The sequence below is a fragment of the bacterium genome (assembly GCA_030652805.1).
Lineage (GTDB): Bacteria > JAHJDO01 > JAHJDO01 > JAHJDO01 > JAHJDO01 > JAHJDO01.
This window is the reverse complement of the sequence record JAUSPT010000024.1, coordinates 13876-34141: the sequence shown is the minus strand read 5'-3', so window position 1 is coordinate 34141 and position 20266 is coordinate 13876. Positions and strand designations below refer to the sequence as shown.

General features: G+C 36.7%; 14 protein-coding genes. 13 read left to right on the top strand and 1 reads right to left on the bottom strand.

What is annotated here, in order from left to right:
* The first annotated feature begins 72 nt into the window (after positions 1-72).
* From Q7J67_01335 to Q7J67_01315, 5 genes are read left to right on the top strand one after another with little or no spacing between them, the layout of a single operon-like run.
* Entirely contained in the window at positions 73-1584 is a 1512-nt protein-coding gene (locus Q7J67_01335) for a hypothetical protein (GenBank protein ID MDO9463932.1), read from the top strand.
* Positions 1581-2261, top strand: coding sequence for a glycosyltransferase family 2 protein (locus Q7J67_01330; GenBank protein MDO9463931.1), 681 nt, complete (start codon positions 1581-1583; stop codon positions 2259-2261). Before Q7J67_01335 ends, Q7J67_01330 begins: the two co-directional genes overlap by 4 nt.
* Complete coding sequence (locus Q7J67_01325; GenBank protein ID MDO9463930.1) at positions 2228-4456, top strand: glycosyltransferase family 39 protein; 2229 nt, start codon at positions 2228-2230, stop codon at positions 4454-4456. The genes Q7J67_01330 and Q7J67_01325 overlap by 34 nt, the downstream gene beginning before the upstream one ends.
* The gene (locus Q7J67_01320; GenBank protein MDO9463929.1) at positions 4453-6633 is read left to right on the top strand and encodes a glycosyltransferase family 39 protein; all 2181 of its coding nucleotides are present in this window, start codon (positions 4453-4455) and stop codon (positions 6631-6633) included. Before Q7J67_01325 ends, Q7J67_01320 begins: the two co-directional genes overlap by 4 nt.
* Positions 6630-7751 (top strand): glycosyltransferase family 4 protein, encoded by a 1122-nt coding sequence (locus Q7J67_01315; GenBank protein ID MDO9463928.1) that lies wholly within the window; start codon positions 6630-6632, stop codon positions 7749-7751. The genes Q7J67_01320 and Q7J67_01315 overlap by 4 nt, the downstream gene beginning before the upstream one ends.
* Here the strand turns inward: Q7J67_01315 and Q7J67_01310 are convergent.
* On the bottom strand, positions 7730-9145 hold the full coding sequence (locus Q7J67_01310) for a tagaturonate epimerase family protein (GenBank protein MDO9463927.1): 1416 nt from the start codon (positions 9143-9145) through the stop codon (positions 7730-7732). The genes Q7J67_01315 and Q7J67_01310 overlap by 22 nt on opposite strands.
* A 147-nt stretch (positions 9146-9292) precedes the next feature.
* Between Q7J67_01310 and Q7J67_01305 the strand changes: the two genes are divergently transcribed.
* The 8 genes from Q7J67_01305 to Q7J67_01270 all read left to right on the top strand — a co-directional run bounded on the left by Q7J67_01305 (position 9293) and on the right by Q7J67_01270 (position 20264).
* Positions 9293-10417: a glycosyltransferase family 9 protein gene (locus Q7J67_01305; protein MDO9463926.1), complete on the top strand. Its 1125-nt coding sequence runs from the start codon at positions 9293-9295 to the stop codon at positions 10415-10417.
* Positions 10414-11571, top strand: a complete 1158-nt coding sequence (locus Q7J67_01300) for a Gfo/Idh/MocA family oxidoreductase (protein MDO9463925.1) — start codon at positions 10414-10416, stop codon at positions 11569-11571. The genes Q7J67_01305 and Q7J67_01300 overlap by 4 nt, the downstream gene beginning before the upstream one ends.
* A gap of 129 nt (positions 11572-11700) precedes the next feature.
* Positions 11701-14226, top strand: coding sequence for a DEAD/DEAH box helicase family protein (locus Q7J67_01295; GenBank protein MDO9463924.1), 2526 nt, complete (start codon positions 11701-11703; stop codon positions 14224-14226).
* Positions 14227-14240: 14 nt separating this feature from the next.
* The gene (locus Q7J67_01290; GenBank protein MDO9463923.1) at positions 14241-16655 is read left to right on the top strand and encodes an N-6 DNA methylase; all 2415 of its coding nucleotides are present in this window, start codon (positions 14241-14243) and stop codon (positions 16653-16655) included.
* Between the two features lie 65 nt (positions 16656-16720).
* Complete coding sequence (locus Q7J67_01285; GenBank protein ID MDO9463922.1) at positions 16721-17164, top strand: hypothetical protein; 444 nt, start codon at positions 16721-16723, stop codon at positions 17162-17164.
* Between the two features lie 163 nt (positions 17165-17327).
* A complete protein-coding gene (locus Q7J67_01280) occupies positions 17328-18374 on the top strand; it encodes a PDDEXK nuclease domain-containing protein (protein MDO9463921.1) in 1047 nt (348 codons plus the stop codon).
* Positions 18375-18390: 16 nt separating this feature from the next.
* Positions 18391-19083, top strand: coding sequence for a DNA repair protein RadC (gene radC, locus Q7J67_01275; GenBank protein ID MDO9463920.1), 693 nt, complete (start codon positions 18391-18393; stop codon positions 19081-19083).
* Complete coding sequence (locus Q7J67_01270) at positions 19080-20264, top strand: glycosyltransferase family 4 protein (protein ID MDO9463919.1); 1185 nt, start codon at positions 19080-19082, stop codon at positions 20262-20264. The genes radC and Q7J67_01270 overlap by 4 nt, the downstream gene beginning before the upstream one ends.
* Positions 20265-20266 lie beyond the last annotated feature (2 nt).

Genomic DNA, 20266 nt, shown 5'->3' with positions numbered 1-20266 from the left:
GTTTTGCTTATATGATAAAATTCAGTTATGTATTCTACATCGTGAAACAAGTTTGTGCAAAGAGTTTATATTGTGTATACTTCAAAAAGAATGATGAGTAAGAGAAAATACCTTTCGTGGGAACTTGTTTTCCTCATACTTGTTCTTGCCCTGCATTGTTTCATATTTGAAGACGGGCTTGGTGGAAATGATGGCTGGGGGCATTTTGCAAATCTTGAATCTATTATTGAAGATAGAGACCTTGACCTCGGCAACAATATGTATGGCTGGAATGGGAATGGAACTCAATACTGCGAGAAAACAGGAAGATGGGTAACTGGTTATCCCCTTGGCATGACTCTTCTTGACGCGCCTTTTTATTTAGTTTCGCAAGTTGTGGCAAAATTCATTAAATTCAATCCCCCTTCCTTCAATAATACCCCACGCACACTACCTTATAAGGGACTGAGTTCCCGAAAATTCCTGAATATATTGTCTGTAATCCTTGCTCACAACATATATGCAATTCTCGCTATGTTAATTCTATTTAAGATTCTTATTGAATTAAATTTCCCAAGAGATATCAGCCTGTTTACAACACTTGTATGCTTTTTTGCAAGCCCTCTCCTTTATTATGCAACAAACGGTTTCAGCCACGCAGGAAGCACCTTCTTAGTCACGCTGTCTTTTTATGTGTTCATAATATTGCAGAAAAAGATAGCCAAAGGAGGAAAAAGTACGTTCTTAACATTTGCACTTGGACTTTGTGTTGCCCTTTCCGCATGGACAAGATATGTAAATGGCTTGCTATTCTTACCATATCTTTTTGCGCTTATTCTCTGTTATAAAGGATTGAGAATATCAGCAATCATAAAGAATATAGCTATTTATACAGCTCCTCTGGTTGTAGTGTTTTTTCTCTCCATATATCAGTGCCATACGCAGTTTGGCTCATGGTTTGAGGCAGGATACGGCGGTTATGGGTGGATAAGCATACTAAAAATACCTCCGCCTGTTATAAACCTTTTGTTTTCGGTTGATCACGGCTTTTTGCTGTGGTTCCCGTGTTTTACACTTTCCTTTATCGGGCTTGCATTTCTTATTAAACATAGAGATAAAAAGTTATCTTTAGCAGGTATAATAGCTCTGGTTAATTTCTTATTAATAGCTCTTATTTATGGACTGAGAACAGAATATAATGCTGGTGGATGCTATGCGCAGAGATATTTAACATGCACAATTCCATTTTTAGGACTCGGCTTATGCGCATTCCTGAATAGATATAAAAAAATCCGTTTAACCAAAACCATTGTAGGTCTCTCAGCTATATATTCATACTGTCTTTTTTTGCTGACAAAGGCGAATCTGGTATATTATAATAAGCAGTGTAACTCATACGAGGGACAGTATATATGGGACTATTTGTATATATTCAGGGAGCATATTCCTTTCAAAACTGTCATAGAAAGAATATGGCACAGTTCATTTGTGTTACCCCTTATGGGCAAATATATCTGGATATTTATGGCGATAGTAATTGTGGGCAGCATATTGACCTGGACGTACTGGAAGTATAAGATACATTGCAGGGAGCAAAGGCTATGAAGCTATCAGTTGTTATTCCATGCTATAATGAAAAGGATACTATCAGAGAGATCGTAAAAAGAGTAGATGCGCTAAACATTAATAAAGAGATTATAATTGTGGACAATGTATCCACTGATGGAACACGTGAAATACTTAAAGAGCTGGTTTCTCAATATGCAAATCTCAGGGTTTTCTTCCATAAACAGCATAAGGGTAAGGGAGCTGCGCTTAGAACAGGATTTAAATATGTTGATGGAGACATTATAGTTGTGCAGGATGCTGATCTGGAGTATTCTCCGCAGGAATATTGCAAATTACTAAAACAGATAAATAACGGCGCTGTGATTGTATACGGCTCAAGAATCAAGGGCAGAAACAAGATGATGTATTTTCAGTATTATCTGGGGAATATATTAGTAAGCCTGATAGCAAATATTCTTTACCTCCCATTCGTTACAGATGTATTAACATGCTACAAAATGTTCAGAAAAGAGGTGCTGAATAATATTAATTTAAGATGTTTTGGATTTGAGTTCTGTACGGAATTCACTGCAAAAGTCAGAAAAAAAGGATATAAAATCTGTGAAGTGCCGATCAAGTACAATCCTCGCACATATGAAGAAGGCAAAAAAATAAAGAAAAAAGATGGAGTGATAGCAATTTGGTCTCTTCTGAAATATCGTTTCGTAGATTAATTACCGGACTAACCTCCCAGAATCAGAATAAAAATTTATTACTGATAATAATTCTTATTCTTGGGGCTTTATTGCGTATAAGTGTGTTTGGATTAGGAGATTTTCATGGAGATGAAGCCTTATACAGTTTTAGAGGAGCTGAGATTGCTCTTAGAGGAGACTGGTTCTTTCAAGCTGAAGATGTTGATAAGCCCCCTTTACTTCCTTATCTTGCAGCATTATCTTTCAGAATATTCGGATTCGGAGATAACACTGCCAGACTTCCGAATTTCTTTGCAAGCCTGATTAGCATCTGGCTTGTTTATCAAATATGCTGCAAATGTTTTGATAAAAACACCGGACTAATAGCCGCCTTTCTTATGGCAATTTCTCCGTATAACATACTTTACGGGTCAACGGTTTTTGAAGACACTCTGTTTGCCTGCCTGCTTCTTTTCTCTATATATTTTCTGTGTATCTATAGGGAATTCTGGGCTGGAATTTTTCTTGGCCTGTGTTTTTGCGCAAAACAATTCGGCGTTCTTGCCATGCCGATTATTGGAGCATTTTTCATAATATTAAGATATATGAAATGGGTGCAAACAAAGCATTCTGAATTTAGTTTTTATATAAAGAAGCCTTTAATGAAACTTATTTTTGGGTTCTCTATAGTGTTTGCAGTCCTGCTTATATGGGCAGTATTCTTTGAAGATCCAAGGCTTGGTATTATATTTCAGGTAAACGCAACAGGTGGAGTTTTTAAAATTATGGCTGGAGAATTTACATCAAGACTTTTTCACTGGCTAAGTTTATTTTCAAAGTTTACTAACAGCTCAGTAGTGAATGTGTTCTTTCTTATCAGTGCTCCTGCATTAATTGCTTACGAAATTATGAATCTCAAAAACAAGCACAGATTTGAGAATATCATAAGCTTATGTGTGGCTGGATATATCGTACTTATGCTTGGAACTTTCAGCTTGTTCAGGTTTGGATTCTCTCCTCATTATCTGATATTTATTATCCCTTTCGTATTCATATTGTTAGCCAGATATCTATCTCTGCTTTTGCAATTTTTCACTAAAACAAAATACTCTGCTTTGGCAGCAATATTTGCTCTTAGTTTGGGACTTGTCTTGCTTATTAATCTTCTTTCAGGAACACTGGACGGCATGAAGAATCTGAAACTTGGTGCAAGATGGGATAATGAAGACGGGTTTCAAAATGCAGTAGAATATTTTTCTGCAAACGCAGAGAAATCTTCAACCATTTATTATACCAGGTCATTATGGCCAAACGCACATTACTACTTCTTTGATAAAGGCTTTAAGATTAGACCAGTGGAGTTCAGCAACGATATACCTATTGGGAAGTTCTCAGAGGAGATATGGGACCGTGTAGATGAGGGAGTTTATTTACTGCTTGAACATACAGGTCAGATTAAGAAAGTTCAGGATGCATTCACTAAAAATCCCCAAATGACGTATTATGAAATTAGCAATGTTTATAATGCTTATGGACATAAAAAATTAAATTTCAAATTATATAAAGTAAATCTCAAACCATCTATAACCCTTGCTTCTGCAAATATTAATTCATACAAAAATTCTAAAAAACTTGAAACTTATCTGAAATCAATATTTGCAAGAACGTGGCGCAATCCCAAAGAGTTCCAGATAACATTGGCATCCGGGAACAAACTTGATTTAAACGAAGGAAAGCTGGGAGATATTATCTGCGCTGCCTCTGGAATAAAACTTGGCAGGAAATTTAAAGGATTAATAAGGCTTATATGGAAAGATGCCCGCGTAAATCCGGAGGCTCTTTTCTTATATCATAAACTTGTACCTGCGCAGAGCAATAATATATATGCAGAGGTCTCTATTGAGGATATTACAAATCATATTTTAAGTACAAATAAGCAGGTAAGCGCTTGTCAGCTAACTGGTTCCGGAAAAAATCTGAGATTAGATGGCACTGCGCATTTATTAGGCAGAGATATTAATTTTCAGATGAGCGGAACACTTAATATCAAGGATGGGGCTGCTGTAGAGATAACTCTGGTAAATGCAAGACTTGGTAATATAAAAATTCCTTCATGGTCACTGCCTTTGATATCAAAAAAACTAAATCCTTTATTTAATTTAAAGAGCCTATTTCTAGGAGTTCCCCTAAGACATGTTAGTATTGAAAAATCAAAGATTGTGTTTGGGACATGAATACAAAATTCATAAGCAAGCTTAGGGACGTCTGGAACAATAGGGATTGGAATGTTCCATTAATTGCAATCATATTGCTTGGTGTGGCGTTCAGGCTGAGTGTGTTTTCAACTCATGATTTTCATTGTGATGAAGGGTTGCACGGCTCCTATATTTTAGATATTGCAACAAAAGGCGACTGGCTCTTTCGTTCAACTGATGTGGACAGACCTCCTGTTTTCTTCTATGTAACAGCTCCATTTGTTAAAGTTTTAGGCAATCATGTTAATGTTCTCAGACTTCCGAATCTCATGGGAAGTATAGCCGGCATATTCTTAATATATCTTATCTGCATAAGACTTTTTAATAGAGAAACTGCTCTCTGGGCATCATTTCTGCTCGCTGTCTCTCCTTACAATATCGTATTTGGTCCAACAGTATTTATAGATGTGCTTATGTCGTTTTTTATTTTGTGGAGTTTCTATCTTTTATGCATTGATAAAGCCTTTTTATCAGGTATTGTTTTTGGCCTGGCGCTTGGCACGAAACAACCTGCTGTTATGGCTATTCCAGTATTTATATGTTTTTCAATATTGCTTTTTTGGAAGAGCAACAACGCTTTTAATATAAAACCGTATCTAAAAAAATATTCTAAGTGGATCTATGGCTGCCTAATTATCCTAGCGCTGGTTTTTGCATGGTCTGCTCTATGCCAGAGGCCAAGATTCGGGATGCTGGGAAAGGCATATTCACACCAGAGCGGCGTGTTTACACTTGATCTTGGAAGTTTCCTTGAGCGAATCAGGCAATGGTGGCAGTATATAAAACTTACGTTCAACTCCATACCCTTAAATATCCTGTTTATCCTGTCAATCCCTTTACTCATTTATAACTCTATAAGACTTTTCTTTAATATTAAATTTAGAAGGAAATTTAAGATTATTGCCGATATTATTCTGACACTTTTTGTATATACCCACATACTTCTTTTTGTTGTGTTTCAATTCAAAGTATATGACAGATACCTGCTTCTAATATCCCCTTTTATGATCATAGTGCTTGCCAGAATCCTGAATTATATTATCAAACCTCCTGTAATGAGAAACAAGTTTATAAGAACAAGTTTTATTTTAGTAATAATATTATCAGGTCTTTGCTCCACAAAGAATATCGGGAAATTGGACATGGGAGCAGTTTATTCAAAAAGTGATGGTATGAGTGATGTATCTGTATATCTAAAGGATAACGTACTCCCGAATAGTATTATTTATTTCACGCGGGAGGTTCCATGGGAGATGTGGTATTACTGCTATGGTAAAGAATGGCGCATGAAAACACTCCTGTACGGAGGTATTGAAAAATTCGCGGAAGATACACGCGACAAGTTTTATAACGGCATCTATGTCGTTGCATACAAAGATGCCCTGAATATGATACCCATGCTCAATGATACGCTGAAGAAGGATTGGAAAACAGCATGGTATCAAGCCGCTTCTGCGCATAAAATATACAAAAGAGGAGACGAGCAATTTGGTGTGTATAGGGTTGTTTTGAGAAAAGATATTGAAATCGAGGATATCAAAAAGGAATTAGATGCATCTAAAATACAGGAATTATTAGAATATAGATTTAAGAGTAGAATCTCTTCTGATGTCAATTTAAACATGCGCATAAATCCATCACGGAATTTCAGAAATGGCTATTTTGATGAGATAGTTATAATGACTGATAATCTAAGGTTGAAACGCGGTATAAATGCAAAGATTCGTCTCAACTGGAGCAAGGTCAAACTTAATATGGATGATCTACTGTTTCATTCTACTATTAGTGTGGAATCAGGCAATGCTCAGCAGCCAAAATTAATAATATCTAAAGATTGTTTCAGGGAATTTCTGAAAAAGAAATTAAAAAAGATATATGCGCAACAGGTTAATTTTGAGGATAATAATGTCATTATAGGGGGCAGGACAAAATTCATAAAAGAACTGCACATCAAGACGATATGTGAGCTTGGAACAGAAGATGAAAAGAGATTTATATTCCGGATCAAGGACATCGTCTTAGAAAATACTTATTTGCCTGATTATCTTATAAGACTTATCAATAAAAAAGCTAAAGCAAAACAAGTTTGGGAACTTCCTCAACTTATAAAGGCAGATAGTGTATATTTTACAGAAAATGATATCGTAATAGAATGAAGCAACGCATAAACATACTTCAGGTATCAAACTCAAGAGTATTCGGCGGAAATGAGGAGCATATAAGAGCGCTTATAAAATATCTTGATAAGGAGAAATTCAGCGTGCTTACTGCAGTTCCTGAGAATAGTGAGTTTGGAGCAGTATTAAAGAATGAAGGCTTTGAAATAGCATACAATGAAATTACATCTAAGTTCAGTTTCCGCTCATTAAAGAATATAACGAGAATCATCCGTGAGAACAACATCCACATTATTCACACACACAATAGAAGAGAGGATCTGTTGGGCGCAGTCGCATCTCTAATCCAGGGAATCCCACATATTGTGACGATTCATGACCGTATCAACATGAATCAGGAAGGTGAAAGAGTTAATAACTTTAATGCCAGGTTTTATAAATTTGTCCTGAAGCATATATCAGGAAAGATTATCGCTGTTTCTGATGCAACAAAAAAAGACCTGCTTCAAGAAATTAAAATAACTGGACGCAAAGTAATCCATATTATTAATGGAACTGATTTTGAGAGGTTGAATGTTGATATAGATACTCATAAAGAGAGAGAGAAACTGGTTGGTATAATTGCAAGAGTTAGAAATAGAGAGATTGGTAAAAAAGGACATCTGTATTTTCTTCAAGCTTGCAAAATAGTATTAGAGGAACACAAAAATATTGCATTTCTAATATGTGGAGAAGATAACATAACAAGAGAATATCTTGAGAGTATTTGCAGAAAGTTAAATATTCATAAACATGTAAGGTTTCTTGGATACAGAAAAGACATTGCAAATGTTATATTCATGTGTGACATAATTGTTCAGCCTTCATTGTTTGAAGGACTGCCAAGAGTACTTGTTGAGGCAATGTATCTCGGGAAACCAGTTGTAGGAACGGATGTAGATGGGATAAGAGAAATTATAGAACATGGAAAGACCGGTTTATTAATCCCTTCCAAAGACGCAGAATCGTTAGCAAAAGCTGTAATACAACTTCTTGATAATGAAGGTCTTGCAAATGAACTGGGCAGAAATGCAAGCAAGTTTATTAAATCAAACTATGATGCACGAATAATGGCGCAGCAAACAGAATTATTGTATCAGAAGCTGCTCGTTGCATAATCCAGATGTTTACCTAAGTGGGTTTCAAGCATCTCATAATGCTCATTCTCGTAAATATTTAAGGTCTTATAGATCTCCTCTTTCATATCTTTCAAGATGCTCCCGTATGTAATATGCAGAAGCTGCCTGGAATTATTTTCATTAAGAAGCCCGGGAAGCTCCTCATCGGAGAGTTTACTAAGCGCGGGAATTCTGGATAGATCAGTGGTAACATGATAAGATTTACGATCTTTTTCAAAATTACTAAGTGCGATCTGGTGCATGCGCCGGTATAGAGCAGGGTTCTTATGACTGATAAGACGGACTGCCTCCAGCCAGTTTGTTCCGGCTGTCTTGATGTGAAATACTCCTTCAGTAGATTCTGCGATTGTCGGATAAATGGAAAATTTATCACTGCCGCTATGAATGCTTAACTTATATCTGCCAAAGTGACGGCATATATCAGCATGAGCTAAGAAATCTTTTTTAAATATCTCTATGTCACCAATATAATCAATCCCTTTTTCAAATTCCCCGATAAACCTTAAGGCAAGACTTGTAAAATTGACTCCGTTTCGCCTGAGTTCCTCTACAATAAATATGTGAGCCAAAAGAGTGGTCGGAGTGTCAGTTTCATCTACTGATGCCTCAAAATCAAAACCGTTTAAAATCCTCTCTTTTACAATATTATAACAATTCACAATATGCTCTAATGCCTTGGCATAGACAGAAATAATATTCATCAGCTCAGTCTTGGTCATCTTGTATGTGTTTGCACCTATTTTATAGTTCTTTCCTAAATAAAGCTTTTCGTAGAAGTCTGTGTTTGGAATGCTTTCATACGTTGATGTAAGTTCCTCATGAGACATATCCTTTACGTTGTCATTAATATAATCTGAAGGGTCTATGGTGTACATAGTATAACCATGTTCACATGCTTTAATAACATCATCCTGCTCTTTGACATGGTCAATATCTGCTCCATAGCCTTTCCTGTATCCTTCCTGAAAAACTCCCCACATAGCATCATCCAAGACAATTTCCATACTGCGACCTGTGCGTTCCATTTCTCGTATAGACTGCTGGGAAAGAATCGGAAATATATCCCTGCCTTTAATGGTCTTAATATGGCCCGGAGTAGCTAATCCCAATCTGTCTCCAAAACCAAAACTTCTTTTAATTCCGCAAGCAGCGGGTTTTAGATGTTTAAATAAATTGCATAATCTAAGAGCATTGAGGTGAGTTTTTTCATAGACACTATATGTAGATACCTTTTCTACAGACTTCTCAAATTTCGTATCATTTGAAATCAGATATTTCTTGATATCTTTACTGACGAGAAAATAGATTTTCCCATCTTTCTCTATCTTAGATTCGTGGTAAATCTTATAACCTTCTGCAATAAGAGATTTCATTTAAGCAACTCCTTAATTTTAGGTGTTCATCTTCTAGCTTACTATATATCTTAAATTGGTCGAGACTATTTTTAGATACATCTAATTCTGGTCAGTTACCCGTCTTATTAGAGTAACTTCTTATATCAAAAAGCTACTATCATGACAATGGATATCTTGTGGAATATTTGCTATTATAAATTAATTATGGATATCTCAGAGTTTAAGAATGTTTTAATAGTGGACCTCTTGCGCATAGGGGATACAGTTGTAACATTCCCTGCAATAAGAGCAGTTAGGGAAAATTTACCTGAGGCGCATATAACTTTGGCTGTTTCCCCTAATCTCAAATCAATTGTTGAAGATCAGGAGCTTGCTGATAATATTGTTTATTTTGACTGTAAAAAAAATGGGAGAAATCCATTTCTAATATGGAAGTTTTCTAAGACTTTACCTGCTCATATCTATGACCTTGCAATAGTTCTGGATACAAGGCTTACCAGCAATCTTATAGCATTTTGGGCTAATTCAAAGAGGCGTATAGGCTATAACTATCGCTGCAGAGGATTCTTATTGACAGACAAGGTAAAAGCGCCTCTTTACTGGAATAAACCTATGTGGGAATACTCGGACTCAATAAAAGTATCTCATGAAGTAGATAGCTGGTTAAAACTCATAGAAAAGGCAGGATTCCCTCTTAAAGAGCAGCGCCCCTATATTAGAGAATCACATGAAAGTCAAAAAAGGTGTGAAAGTTTTCTAAAAGAGCACAATGTAGCGCAAACAGATACTCTTGTATGCATACATCCCGGAAGCAATACATCTTATCAGTGGCAAGCAGATAGATTTGCGCAAGTTGGGGATTTTATAATAGAAAAACTTAAAGCAAAAGTCTGCATATCAGGAGGACCTGATGATGCTGATTTAATAAAAGAAATAGAGAACAATATGCACGCTAAGCCGATAGCCTCAAATTGCGGAATGAACCTTGGTCAATATGCAGAGGTTCTGAGAAGGGCAGATCTGCTTGTAAGTGTTGACACCTGCGCAACTCATATAGCTTCTGCAGTTAACACACCTGTTATTGCCTTATTTGGACCGGGTGATCCCAGAATATGGCGGCCATACGGAGAGGAGCATATAGTCATACAGAAAGAAGACGCCTTTTGTCTGGGCTGCAAGAAACCTGTTTGCAAGCAGGATAAACACTATTGTATGGATGCAATAACTGTTGAGGAAGTATGCAAAGCGGTTTACAATAAACTACAAGAAATAACGAAGGGGGATGTATGAAAAACGTAAGAATAGGAGTGATTGGTGCTGGATGTATGGCAAGTCTGCATATGAATAATATTAAAAAAACAGAAAATGCCGAATTAACATGTGTCTGTGATGTTGATCTGGAACGAGCTAAAGCTGCCGGGCAAAAATATAACTGCAGGGTATTTAACGATCATAAAGAACTTCTTAAGGGAAAAGTGTCTGACGCAGTGATGATCGTTACTCCGCACTACTTCCATACTACGACTGGCATTGACGCGCTTAATGCTGGTCACCATGTTCTGGTTGAGAAACCAATTTCAGTGCACAAGGCTGACTGCGAGCGTCTTATTGCTGCGCATAAAAAGAATAACAAACTGGTTTTTGCAGCCATGTTCAATATGCGTACAGACCCTCATTACAAAAAAATTAAACAGCTTATTGATTCTGGAGAGCTTGGGGCGCTTATCAGAGTTACATGGATTATCACAAACTGGTTTCGCACTAATGCATACTTTGCCTCCGGCTCCTGGCGCGCAACGTGGAAGGGTGAAGGAGGAGGAGTGCTGCTGAACCAGTGCCCGCATCAGCTGGACTTGTTTCAGTGGTTGTGCGGAATGCCAAAAAAAGTGCACGGTTTTTGCGGTATTGGGAAAAGGCATAATATTGAGGTAGAAGATGAAGTTACTGCATACATGGAATACAAAAACGGAGCTACGGGTGTTTTTATTACGTCTACCGGTGAAGCACCTGGAACAAACCGTCTGGAGATTGCCGGAGAATGCGGGAAAGTGGTTCTTGAGGGCGATGTATTAACCTTTACTCGTAATGAAGTCCCAGCAAATAAATTTATCAAGACCTCAAAACAGATTTTTGCAACACCTGATGTATGGAATATTACCATTCCTGTAAACGGCAATGGTGGGCAGCATGCTGAGATACTCCAGAATTTTGTGAATGCTATTCTTAAAGGAGAAAAACTAATTGCTCCAGCTGAAGAAGGCATACATTCAGTGGAACTTGGCAATGCTATACTCTATTCTTCTATGACTGCTAAACCTGTTGAAATGCCTCTCGACAGCAGAGCATACGAGAAAATGCTCAATGAGCTTATCAGAAAATCAAAATTTACCAAAAAAACAGCAAAGAAAATAGACGGGGATCTCAGTAAATCCTTTAACAAATGAATAATAGTCGGAGAATAACAAACAATAATTGTTCGGTGAAATCAAAATTCGTAGGGGCACAGCGTGCTGTGCCCTTTATGCTTTATGTATGGTGTGGTATAATTGGAATTTGAAAGAAGAATAAAAACTATGCAGAAAGAAGCCAAAGCACGCATACGAATAAACAAATATCTTGAAGACGCAGGCTGGCGCTTTTTTGATACAGATACCGGATCCGCCAACATTTGCTTGGAGACAAATGTTAAAATCACAGAACAAGCGCTTACTGACCTTGGCGAAGATTTTGAGAAAACAAAAAACGGGTTTGCAGATTATATTCTTTTAGATGATAAAGGATTTCCTTTTGTTGTTTTAGAGGCAAAAAGGGAAGATAAAGATCCTTTAGGCGGGAAAGAACAGGCTCGTACATATGCGAAAAATCTTAATGTTCGTTTTGTAATTCTATCAAATGGTAATCTGCATTATTTTTGGGACATTGAAACAGGTAATCCTCATATCATAACCGCATTCCCAACGTGTGAGTCTTTAACTTATAAAAAATCTTTCAAGCCTAATCCGAACAATTTAGTTCGTGAATACATTGAGTCAGATTATATCGTCATTTCTCAAAAGCCGGATTATAAAAGCGACCCCAATTGGATTAATGAGACAAAAAGAGAAGATTTTATTAACGATGACAGTCTTAAATTCTTGAGGGATTATCAGATAAATGCCATTAAATCTTTGCAGGAAGCAGTAAAGGAAAGAAAAAGCAGATTCTTATTTGAAATGGCAACAGGCACAGGAAAGACTCTTGTTGCAGCAGGCGTCATTAAATTATTCTTAAGAACAGGAAACGCAAAAAGGGTGCTTTTTCTTGTTGATAGATTAGAGTTAGAGGATCAAGCGTGGAAGAACTTTGTTAAGTATATGAAAAGTGATTATAAATCGGTAATTTATAAAGAAAATAAGGACGATTGGAAAAAAGCGGAAATTGTTATATCAACAGTTCAGTCGTTTCTTTTTGACAATAAATATAAGGATTTGTTTTCTCCGACAGATTTTGATTTGGTTATATCGGATGAGGCACACAGATCAATCGGGGGCAACAGCCGTGCGGTCTTTGAGTATTTTACCGGATATAAATTGGGACTTACTGCAACGCCAAAGGACTACTTGAAAAAGATTGATGAAAAGAAATTGGCAGAAAGAGATCCTCGTAAATTAGAAAGGCGTCAATTATTGGATACTTATAAAACTTTTGGATGCGAAGCGAGTAATCCAACATTCAGATATACTCTTCTGAATGGAGTAAAGGAAGGATATCTGGTAAACCCTATTGTTGTTGATGCTAGGACGGATATAACAACGGAATTGCTTTCAGAAATGGGTTATTCTGTATTGCTGAAAAATGAAGAAGGAGAAGAAGAGGAAAAGACATATTTCCAAAAAGACTTTGAAAGAAAGTTCTATTCTGAAAAGACTAACAGGACATTATGCAAGACATTCTTAGAAAATGCGTTAAAAGATCCGCTGACAGGAGAGATAGGTAAAAGTATTATCTTCTGCGTAAGCCAGAATCACGCCTCGAAAATCACACAGATACTTAATGCGCTGGCGCACAAAATATATCCCGATAAATACAAATCTGATTTTGCGGTACAAGTAACATCGCGTATTGACGGCGCACAACAGATGGCAATTAATTTTTCAAATAACATTCTTAATGGACACACAGCCTTTAAGGACGGCTATAATTCCAGTAGAACCCGCGTATGTGTTACCGTAGGGATGATGACCACAGGATACGATTGTGAAGATATTCTCAATCTATGTTTAATGCGCCCTATTTTTTCGCCGACAGATTTTATTCAAATGAAAGGTAGAGGGACTCGGAAATTTGATTTCAACTTTAGCGAAAAAGATGAGTTAGGTGAGATAGAGAAATATGCAGCTAAAAAAGAACGATTTAAACTTTTTGATTTCTTTGCCAATTGCGAATATTTTGAAGAAAAATTTAATTATGATGAAGTAATTGAATTGCCGCATGGAACAGGAGGGGGCACTGGTCCATTTCCGCCGCCACCTCCGCCATTGAAAGAATACGAAAGCGTCCGTCCTGATCCCATAAAGGAGATTGCAGAAACCATTATTGGCTTTGGCGGCATGAAAATTGACAGAAAGATATTTGAAACATTTGAGGAAACGGTTAAAGCTGATGAATATATAAAAGGCAAGATTGACGAAGGCAAATACGAAGAAGCTGAAGCATACATAAAAAAAGAAGTTTTTGACAAACCGGAAAAATATTTCAACATTGATAAGTTACGCAAGTCCGTTAAACTTGACCGAAGATTAGGTTTGCGTGAAATCTTAGAAAAAATATTCGGACGAATTAAAAAATTCAAGAGCAAAGATGAGCTACTTGAAGAAGAAATCGGGAAATTTATTTCTATTTATCATCCTGAAAACAAGTTTATCCATATCATACGCCAGTTTATGAAAGCATATATTATAGATGCCGAATTACGGGAAATTTTGAACTCGCAGGAATACAGCAGACTTGCAACTAATTCAAGATTTGATATGAGTGACTTAAAAGAACTGGACGGATGGAGAGACCCTGTTGTTGAATATATAAAAGATTATGTCCCGATAAATGCTTTTGTTGCTTAAAAGAGAATTGAGATATGTTGACTAATGGAACAAAAAGACGAATTGATACAGCAAGGGATATTCTTGTTGGTAAGCTGCCTGACCCGAAATCACAGGTTGAACAGATTACCATAGCCTTGATTTACAAGTTTATGGATGATATGGATAAGCAGGCTGAAGAATTGGGAGGTAGATCCAAGTTTTTCACAGGGGAATACGCAAAATATGCATGGAGTAAAATATTTGACCCTCGTGTAAGCGGTCATGAACTTGTCGGGTTGTATGGAGAAGCAATTCAACGGATGAACCATAATCCAAATATCCCGCAATTATTTCGGGATATTTTTAAGAATGCCTATTTGCCGTATCGTGATCCTGAAACTTTAAAAAGTTTTCTTAAAGTTATTGGCGAGTTTGAATATGACCATAGCGAAAAATTAGGCGATGCGTTTGAATATCTGCTTTCTATTATGGGTTCGCAGGGTGATGCCGGTCAGTTTAGAACACCCAGGCATATTATAGATTTTATTGTAAAAGTAGTTGATCCTAAAAAGAATGAAACTATTTTAGACCCTGCCTGTGGTACGGCCGGATTCTTAATTTCTTCATATAAACATATTTTAGAAAAAAACAAAAAAGACGACAGGGTACATTTAACTCCTGATGAAAAAAAGAGGCTGATTGAAAACTTCTCCGGCTATGATATTTCTCCTGATATGGTGAGATTATCTCTAGCCAATATGTATCTGCATAAATTCCAAAATCCCAAAATATACGAATATGACACATTAAGCTCAGAAGAAAAATGGCAAGAGGTCTTTGACGTTATCTTAGCAAATCCTCCGTTCATGAGCCCGAAAGGTGGAATCAAACCGCACAAGAGGTTTAGCGTGCAGGCAAAACGCTCAGAGGTGCTTTTTGTTGATTATATTGCAGAGCATTTAAATCCTAATGGCCGCGCAGGGATTATTGTCCCTGAAGGTATAATTTTTAAGACAGAGACAGCTTATAAAAAACTTCGCAAGATGCTCATTGAATATTCACTTTATGCTGTTGTGTCTCTACCTCCAGGGGTTTTCAATCCTTATGCTGGAGTTAAGACATCAATATTGTTGTTGGATAAAAATCTGGCAAAAAAGACAGATAAAATTCTGTTTGTAAAAATAAACAATGACGGCTTTGGATTAGGCGCGCAGAGAAGAGAAATAAAAGAAAATGATTTGCCGATGGCATTAGAAATTTTGCAGAGATGGCAAAAAACTGTAGGGGCTGAAAATTTTCAGCCCAATGAGAAAATCGCTTATGCAGTGGGAAAAACAAAAATCGCAGAAAGCGGAGATTATAACTTGAGCGGAGATAGGTATCGTGAAGCAGTTATTTATAGCGGGAAGTGGGATTTTGTGGAAGTTGAAGATGCTATTGAGAAGATCGAGTATTCAACAAAAATAAAAAAGGAAAAATTTCTGAATGAGGGAAAATATCCAATCGTTGATCAATCCGAGAAATTTATTGCAGGATATTGGAATGGAGAAGAAGATGTCTTTAGAGTTAGTGAGCCTCTTGTAATTTTTGGAGATCATACAAAATGTTTTAAATATATTGACTTTGATTTTGTCTTAGGTGCTGACGGAGTAAAAATATTAAAACCCACTGATGAATATATCCCGAGATTTTTCTATTTTATTTTAGAAAATTTAAAAATAAAGAATTTAGGTTATAGCCGGCATTTTAAAGAATTAAAAAGAATTAAAATTCCTCTCCCGCCGCTTGAAGTTCAGGAACAGATTGTTGCCGAATTAGACAATTATCAAAAAATTATTGACGGCGCAAAACAGGTAGTTGAAAATTATAAGCCTGCTTTCAAAATTGATCCTGATTGGGAGATGGTGGAGTTGGGGAATGTGCTCGCAGTAAATGCAGATACTGTTGATCCCAAAAAGAAATACGGAGAAAATAAATTTGTTTATATAGATATTACATCTGTTGAAAATGGAACAGGTATCGTATCATTTAACAATCGCATAAAAGGGATAGATGCACCAAGTAGAGCAAGACGAGTTGTTAGAAATGGAGACGTTCTTCTTTCAACAGTAAGGCCAAACCTAAAAGCTTTCTGCTATTTGTCAGAACTCCCTAAAAGCACAATTGCTTCGACGGGTTTTGCAGTATTGACTGCATCCAGCAAAGTCGTTCCCCAATTTGTATATTATCAGCTTTTCGGAGAATATCTTCAAAAACAAATGATTGATAGGATGGGAAAAGGAGCATATCCGAGTATTAATCAAAAGGATGTGCAAGAGCTAAAGATTTTTTTGCCTTCTCTTGAAATTCAAGAAGAAGTGGTTTCTCGCATCAGGAAGGAATGGAAAGCAGTTGAAGCTAATAAAGAATTAATCACGATCTTTGGACAAAATATAAAAGATAAAATCAAGGAAGTATGGGGAGAATAGGTTAAAATACCAGAAAATGGGATGTGTCTCTAATTTCACTAATTTCAAAAAGGAGAATCATGAAAATGGAAAATATAAAGGATAATGAGTTTTGTATAGGGAAAACGGAATACTCATTTAAGGATAATGGACTAGGTTTTCGTCTCAATAAGAGGGAGTCCTCCTATTATGAATTTTTTAAAATCCTTAAAGACAATGAAGATTGGTCTGTAGTTGATATGGGAATTGCTAACAAAGTGCTTGTAAGATGGAATATAAATGAGAAACAAATAGACCAAGACAAATTCCTTTTACAAATATTTTCTCACATTATTAAGATTGGTATTTACCACAACGAAATTAGTAAAATTGAAGAAGGAGAAGAAGTAAAGAGTTATCTTCTCTGTTTTCCTATGTCTAAAAATTCTAACAAAAACAAAATACGAGTATTTTCTACACCGGATGAGACACTGGAATATTGGAAAAACCAAGCGAATGAAATTGATAATCCGAGGATAGGATTCAGATAAAAGAAAAAAATGAGGGATAATGACACAGCGACCTTTAAAAAACAATGTCAAACCTTAACCATCTGGATTCCCAGATCAATTCGGAGAATGACAAACGAGATTGCTCCGCCTTTGGCTCGCAATGACAGAAAGGGAGTATTTTAAATGAATAATGGAGATAAACATGGGAAATGCGTTAAGTAAAGAATATAGGAATTTTTTTAAGGAAATTAAATCACGTATCCTTTCGTCCAGGATTAAGGTCGTCCGAAAAATTAATAAGGAGCTTATTAATCTATATTGGGATATCGGCAAAACGATTGTAGAAAGACAGGAAAAATATAAATGGGGGAACGCAGTCGTTGAAAAACTTGCAAATGATTTGCAGAAAGATTTTAAAACCACATTTGGGTTTTCAGCTCAAAACCTCTGGTATATGCGTCAATTTTATCTTGAGTACAAAGATGATCCAATTCTCCAACAGGCTGTTGGAGAATTGCCATGGGGGCACAACATTCTTATTTTTTCTAAGATCAAAAACAAAAAAGAAAGAGCGTATTATTTAAAAGCATCGGTCGAGATGAGCTGGTCGCGAAATGTTCTTCTTAATCAAATAAAAGCGGACGCTTACGCTTTAAGCCTTAGGCGAAAAACCCACAATTTTCCTAAAGCCCTTCCAAAACATCTTGCTGAACAGGCTGATGAGTCAATAAAGAGCGTCTATAATTTAGACTTCCTTGGTATTGCAAAACCTGTTTTAGAACGAGAATTAGAAAAAAGGCTGGTGGATAGACTGAAACGGTTTATGCTTGAGCTCGGCAAGGGGTTTTCGTTCATCGGCAATCAATACAGGCTGAGGCTGGGGCATAACGAGTATTTTATCGATCTTCTCTTCTTTAACCGCGAACTAAAATGTCTCGTGGCGATTGAACTTAAAACCGGTAAATTTGAGCCGGAATATACTGGTAAGATGGATTTTTATCTGCATCTGTTGGACGAACAGGTAAGATTAAAAGATGAGAATCCGCCGATAGGCATTATTCTTTGTGCGGATAAAGACAATATTGTTGTTGAGTACGCTTTACGAAGTGTTAAAAAACCCGTAGGAGTGGCTGAATATTACCTAACCAAAAGATTGCCAAAAGAGTTTAAAGAAAAACTTCCTGACGCGAAAACCCTAAAAAAGTCTATGAGGAAAGAACTGAAAATAGAAAAGGAAAAACAAAGATGACAGAAGGGATTTCAAGGTGAAAAATAAAATAGCAAAGCCTGACTATCTGGGACACAGACAGAGAATTAGAGAAAAGTACCTAAAGAGCGGATTTGGCAATTGGCATGATTATGAAATTCTTGAATTGATACTTACCTATGCAATATCTCGTAAGGATACAAAACCAATCGCTAAAGCATTGCTTAAAAAGTTTAAAAGCGTTAGAGGGGTCTTTGATGCAGAAATAGAAGCGCTAAGTACAGTAAATGGGATGGGCACAAATGCAGCTACTCTTATTAATCTATTTAGAGAGGCTGTTCCCTTGTACTTGTTAGAGAATCTTTTGGAACAGGAGAATATAATATCTTCACCAAAAGCAGTCTATGATTACTTACAAGCCTCATTAAGAGGAGCTAAGGATGAAATTTTTAAGGTTATTTTCCTTAATACAGCCAACAGACCTGTTAAAGTAGAGACAATACACGTTGGTACTGTAAATAAAGCAGTGGTTTACCCTCGCAAGGTAGTGGAACATGCTTTAGGGAACAAAGCTGTATCTGTTATTCTTGCACATAATCATCCAGGAGGAAGTCTTACAGCCTCAGAGGATGATAAGAACATAACACAGGTATTGATTAAAGCGCTCGGTACTGTAGATGTTAATGTGCTGGATCACATTATTATAGGACTTGAAGGCTATTTCAGTTTTAAGGAACACAGGTTAATATGAGCATTAAGGTGTTATACATAACAGGAGAGACTGTCCCCGGGAATAACGGCGGATCAGTACATGTTTGGGAGGTTGCTTCAAATCTATCCAGACTCGGATATGAAGTAACTTTAATCTCACAAAAGCAAGGAACATCAGCGCATTCTGAATACTTAAAAGGGGTGAAACTCCTTCGCACTAACATGCAATATTTAAATAAAATTCTCTCTATTGCAGGTCTTAAACTGCTTCCGGAACTACTGATGAGAAGGTTTGATATAATCATTGAAAGATATGTTACCTTTGGCGGAGTGGGAACTATATATTCAAAGCTTAAGAAAATTCCGCTTATACTTGAGGTAAACAGCCCTCATACTGAAGAGCTTATATGGAGATATAACATTACATGTAAAACAACTATTAATCTTCTTAGAACCTGGAGAGATATTCAATTCAGACAGGCAAAAAAGGTTATAGCTACTTCACTTACAGTTGTCCCTAAGCATGCCCGCCTAAAAATAGAGCAGGTTAGATGGGCGGCAAACACAGACATGTTTGCACCTGAACTGCGAAACACAGACAAAGCAAATAAAATCAGAAAAATGTACAATCTGGAAAACAAGTTTACAGTAGTGTTTGCAGGCACATTCAGAAAGTGGCATGGTGCACTTGACCTTCCAGAACTTGTTAAAGCTGTGGTCAGCAAAGCTAAGAATGTGCGGTTTCTCTTTGTTGGAGGAGGAGAGTGCATGGATGAAGTAAAAGCTAAAATCAGAGATATGCATTTGAGCCAGTATGCAGTTTTTACCGGCACACAAAAATATGAAATGATGCCGTACTTTATGGCGGTATCCGATGTAGGCATTGCGCCTTACAATGCAGCATATTATAAGCCATTAAAAGATTTCGGATTCTTCTGGTCTCCTCTCAAGATATTTGAATACATGGCATCAGGACTTCCTGTTATTACTGTTTCTTATGATCCGCTTCCTGAAATCGTTATTAACGGGGAAACAGGTTTTATAACACCTGCTGAAGACCCCTCTAAAATAGCAGAGGCAATCATTAATCTTGCTAAGAATCCTCTTAATGCTTCCCGCATGGGAAAAAAAGCAAGAGAATTTGTGGAAAATAATTACACATGGAAGCTCCATGTTGACAATCTGGATAAAATAATAAAAGACACTCTAAGAAAGGATTAGTC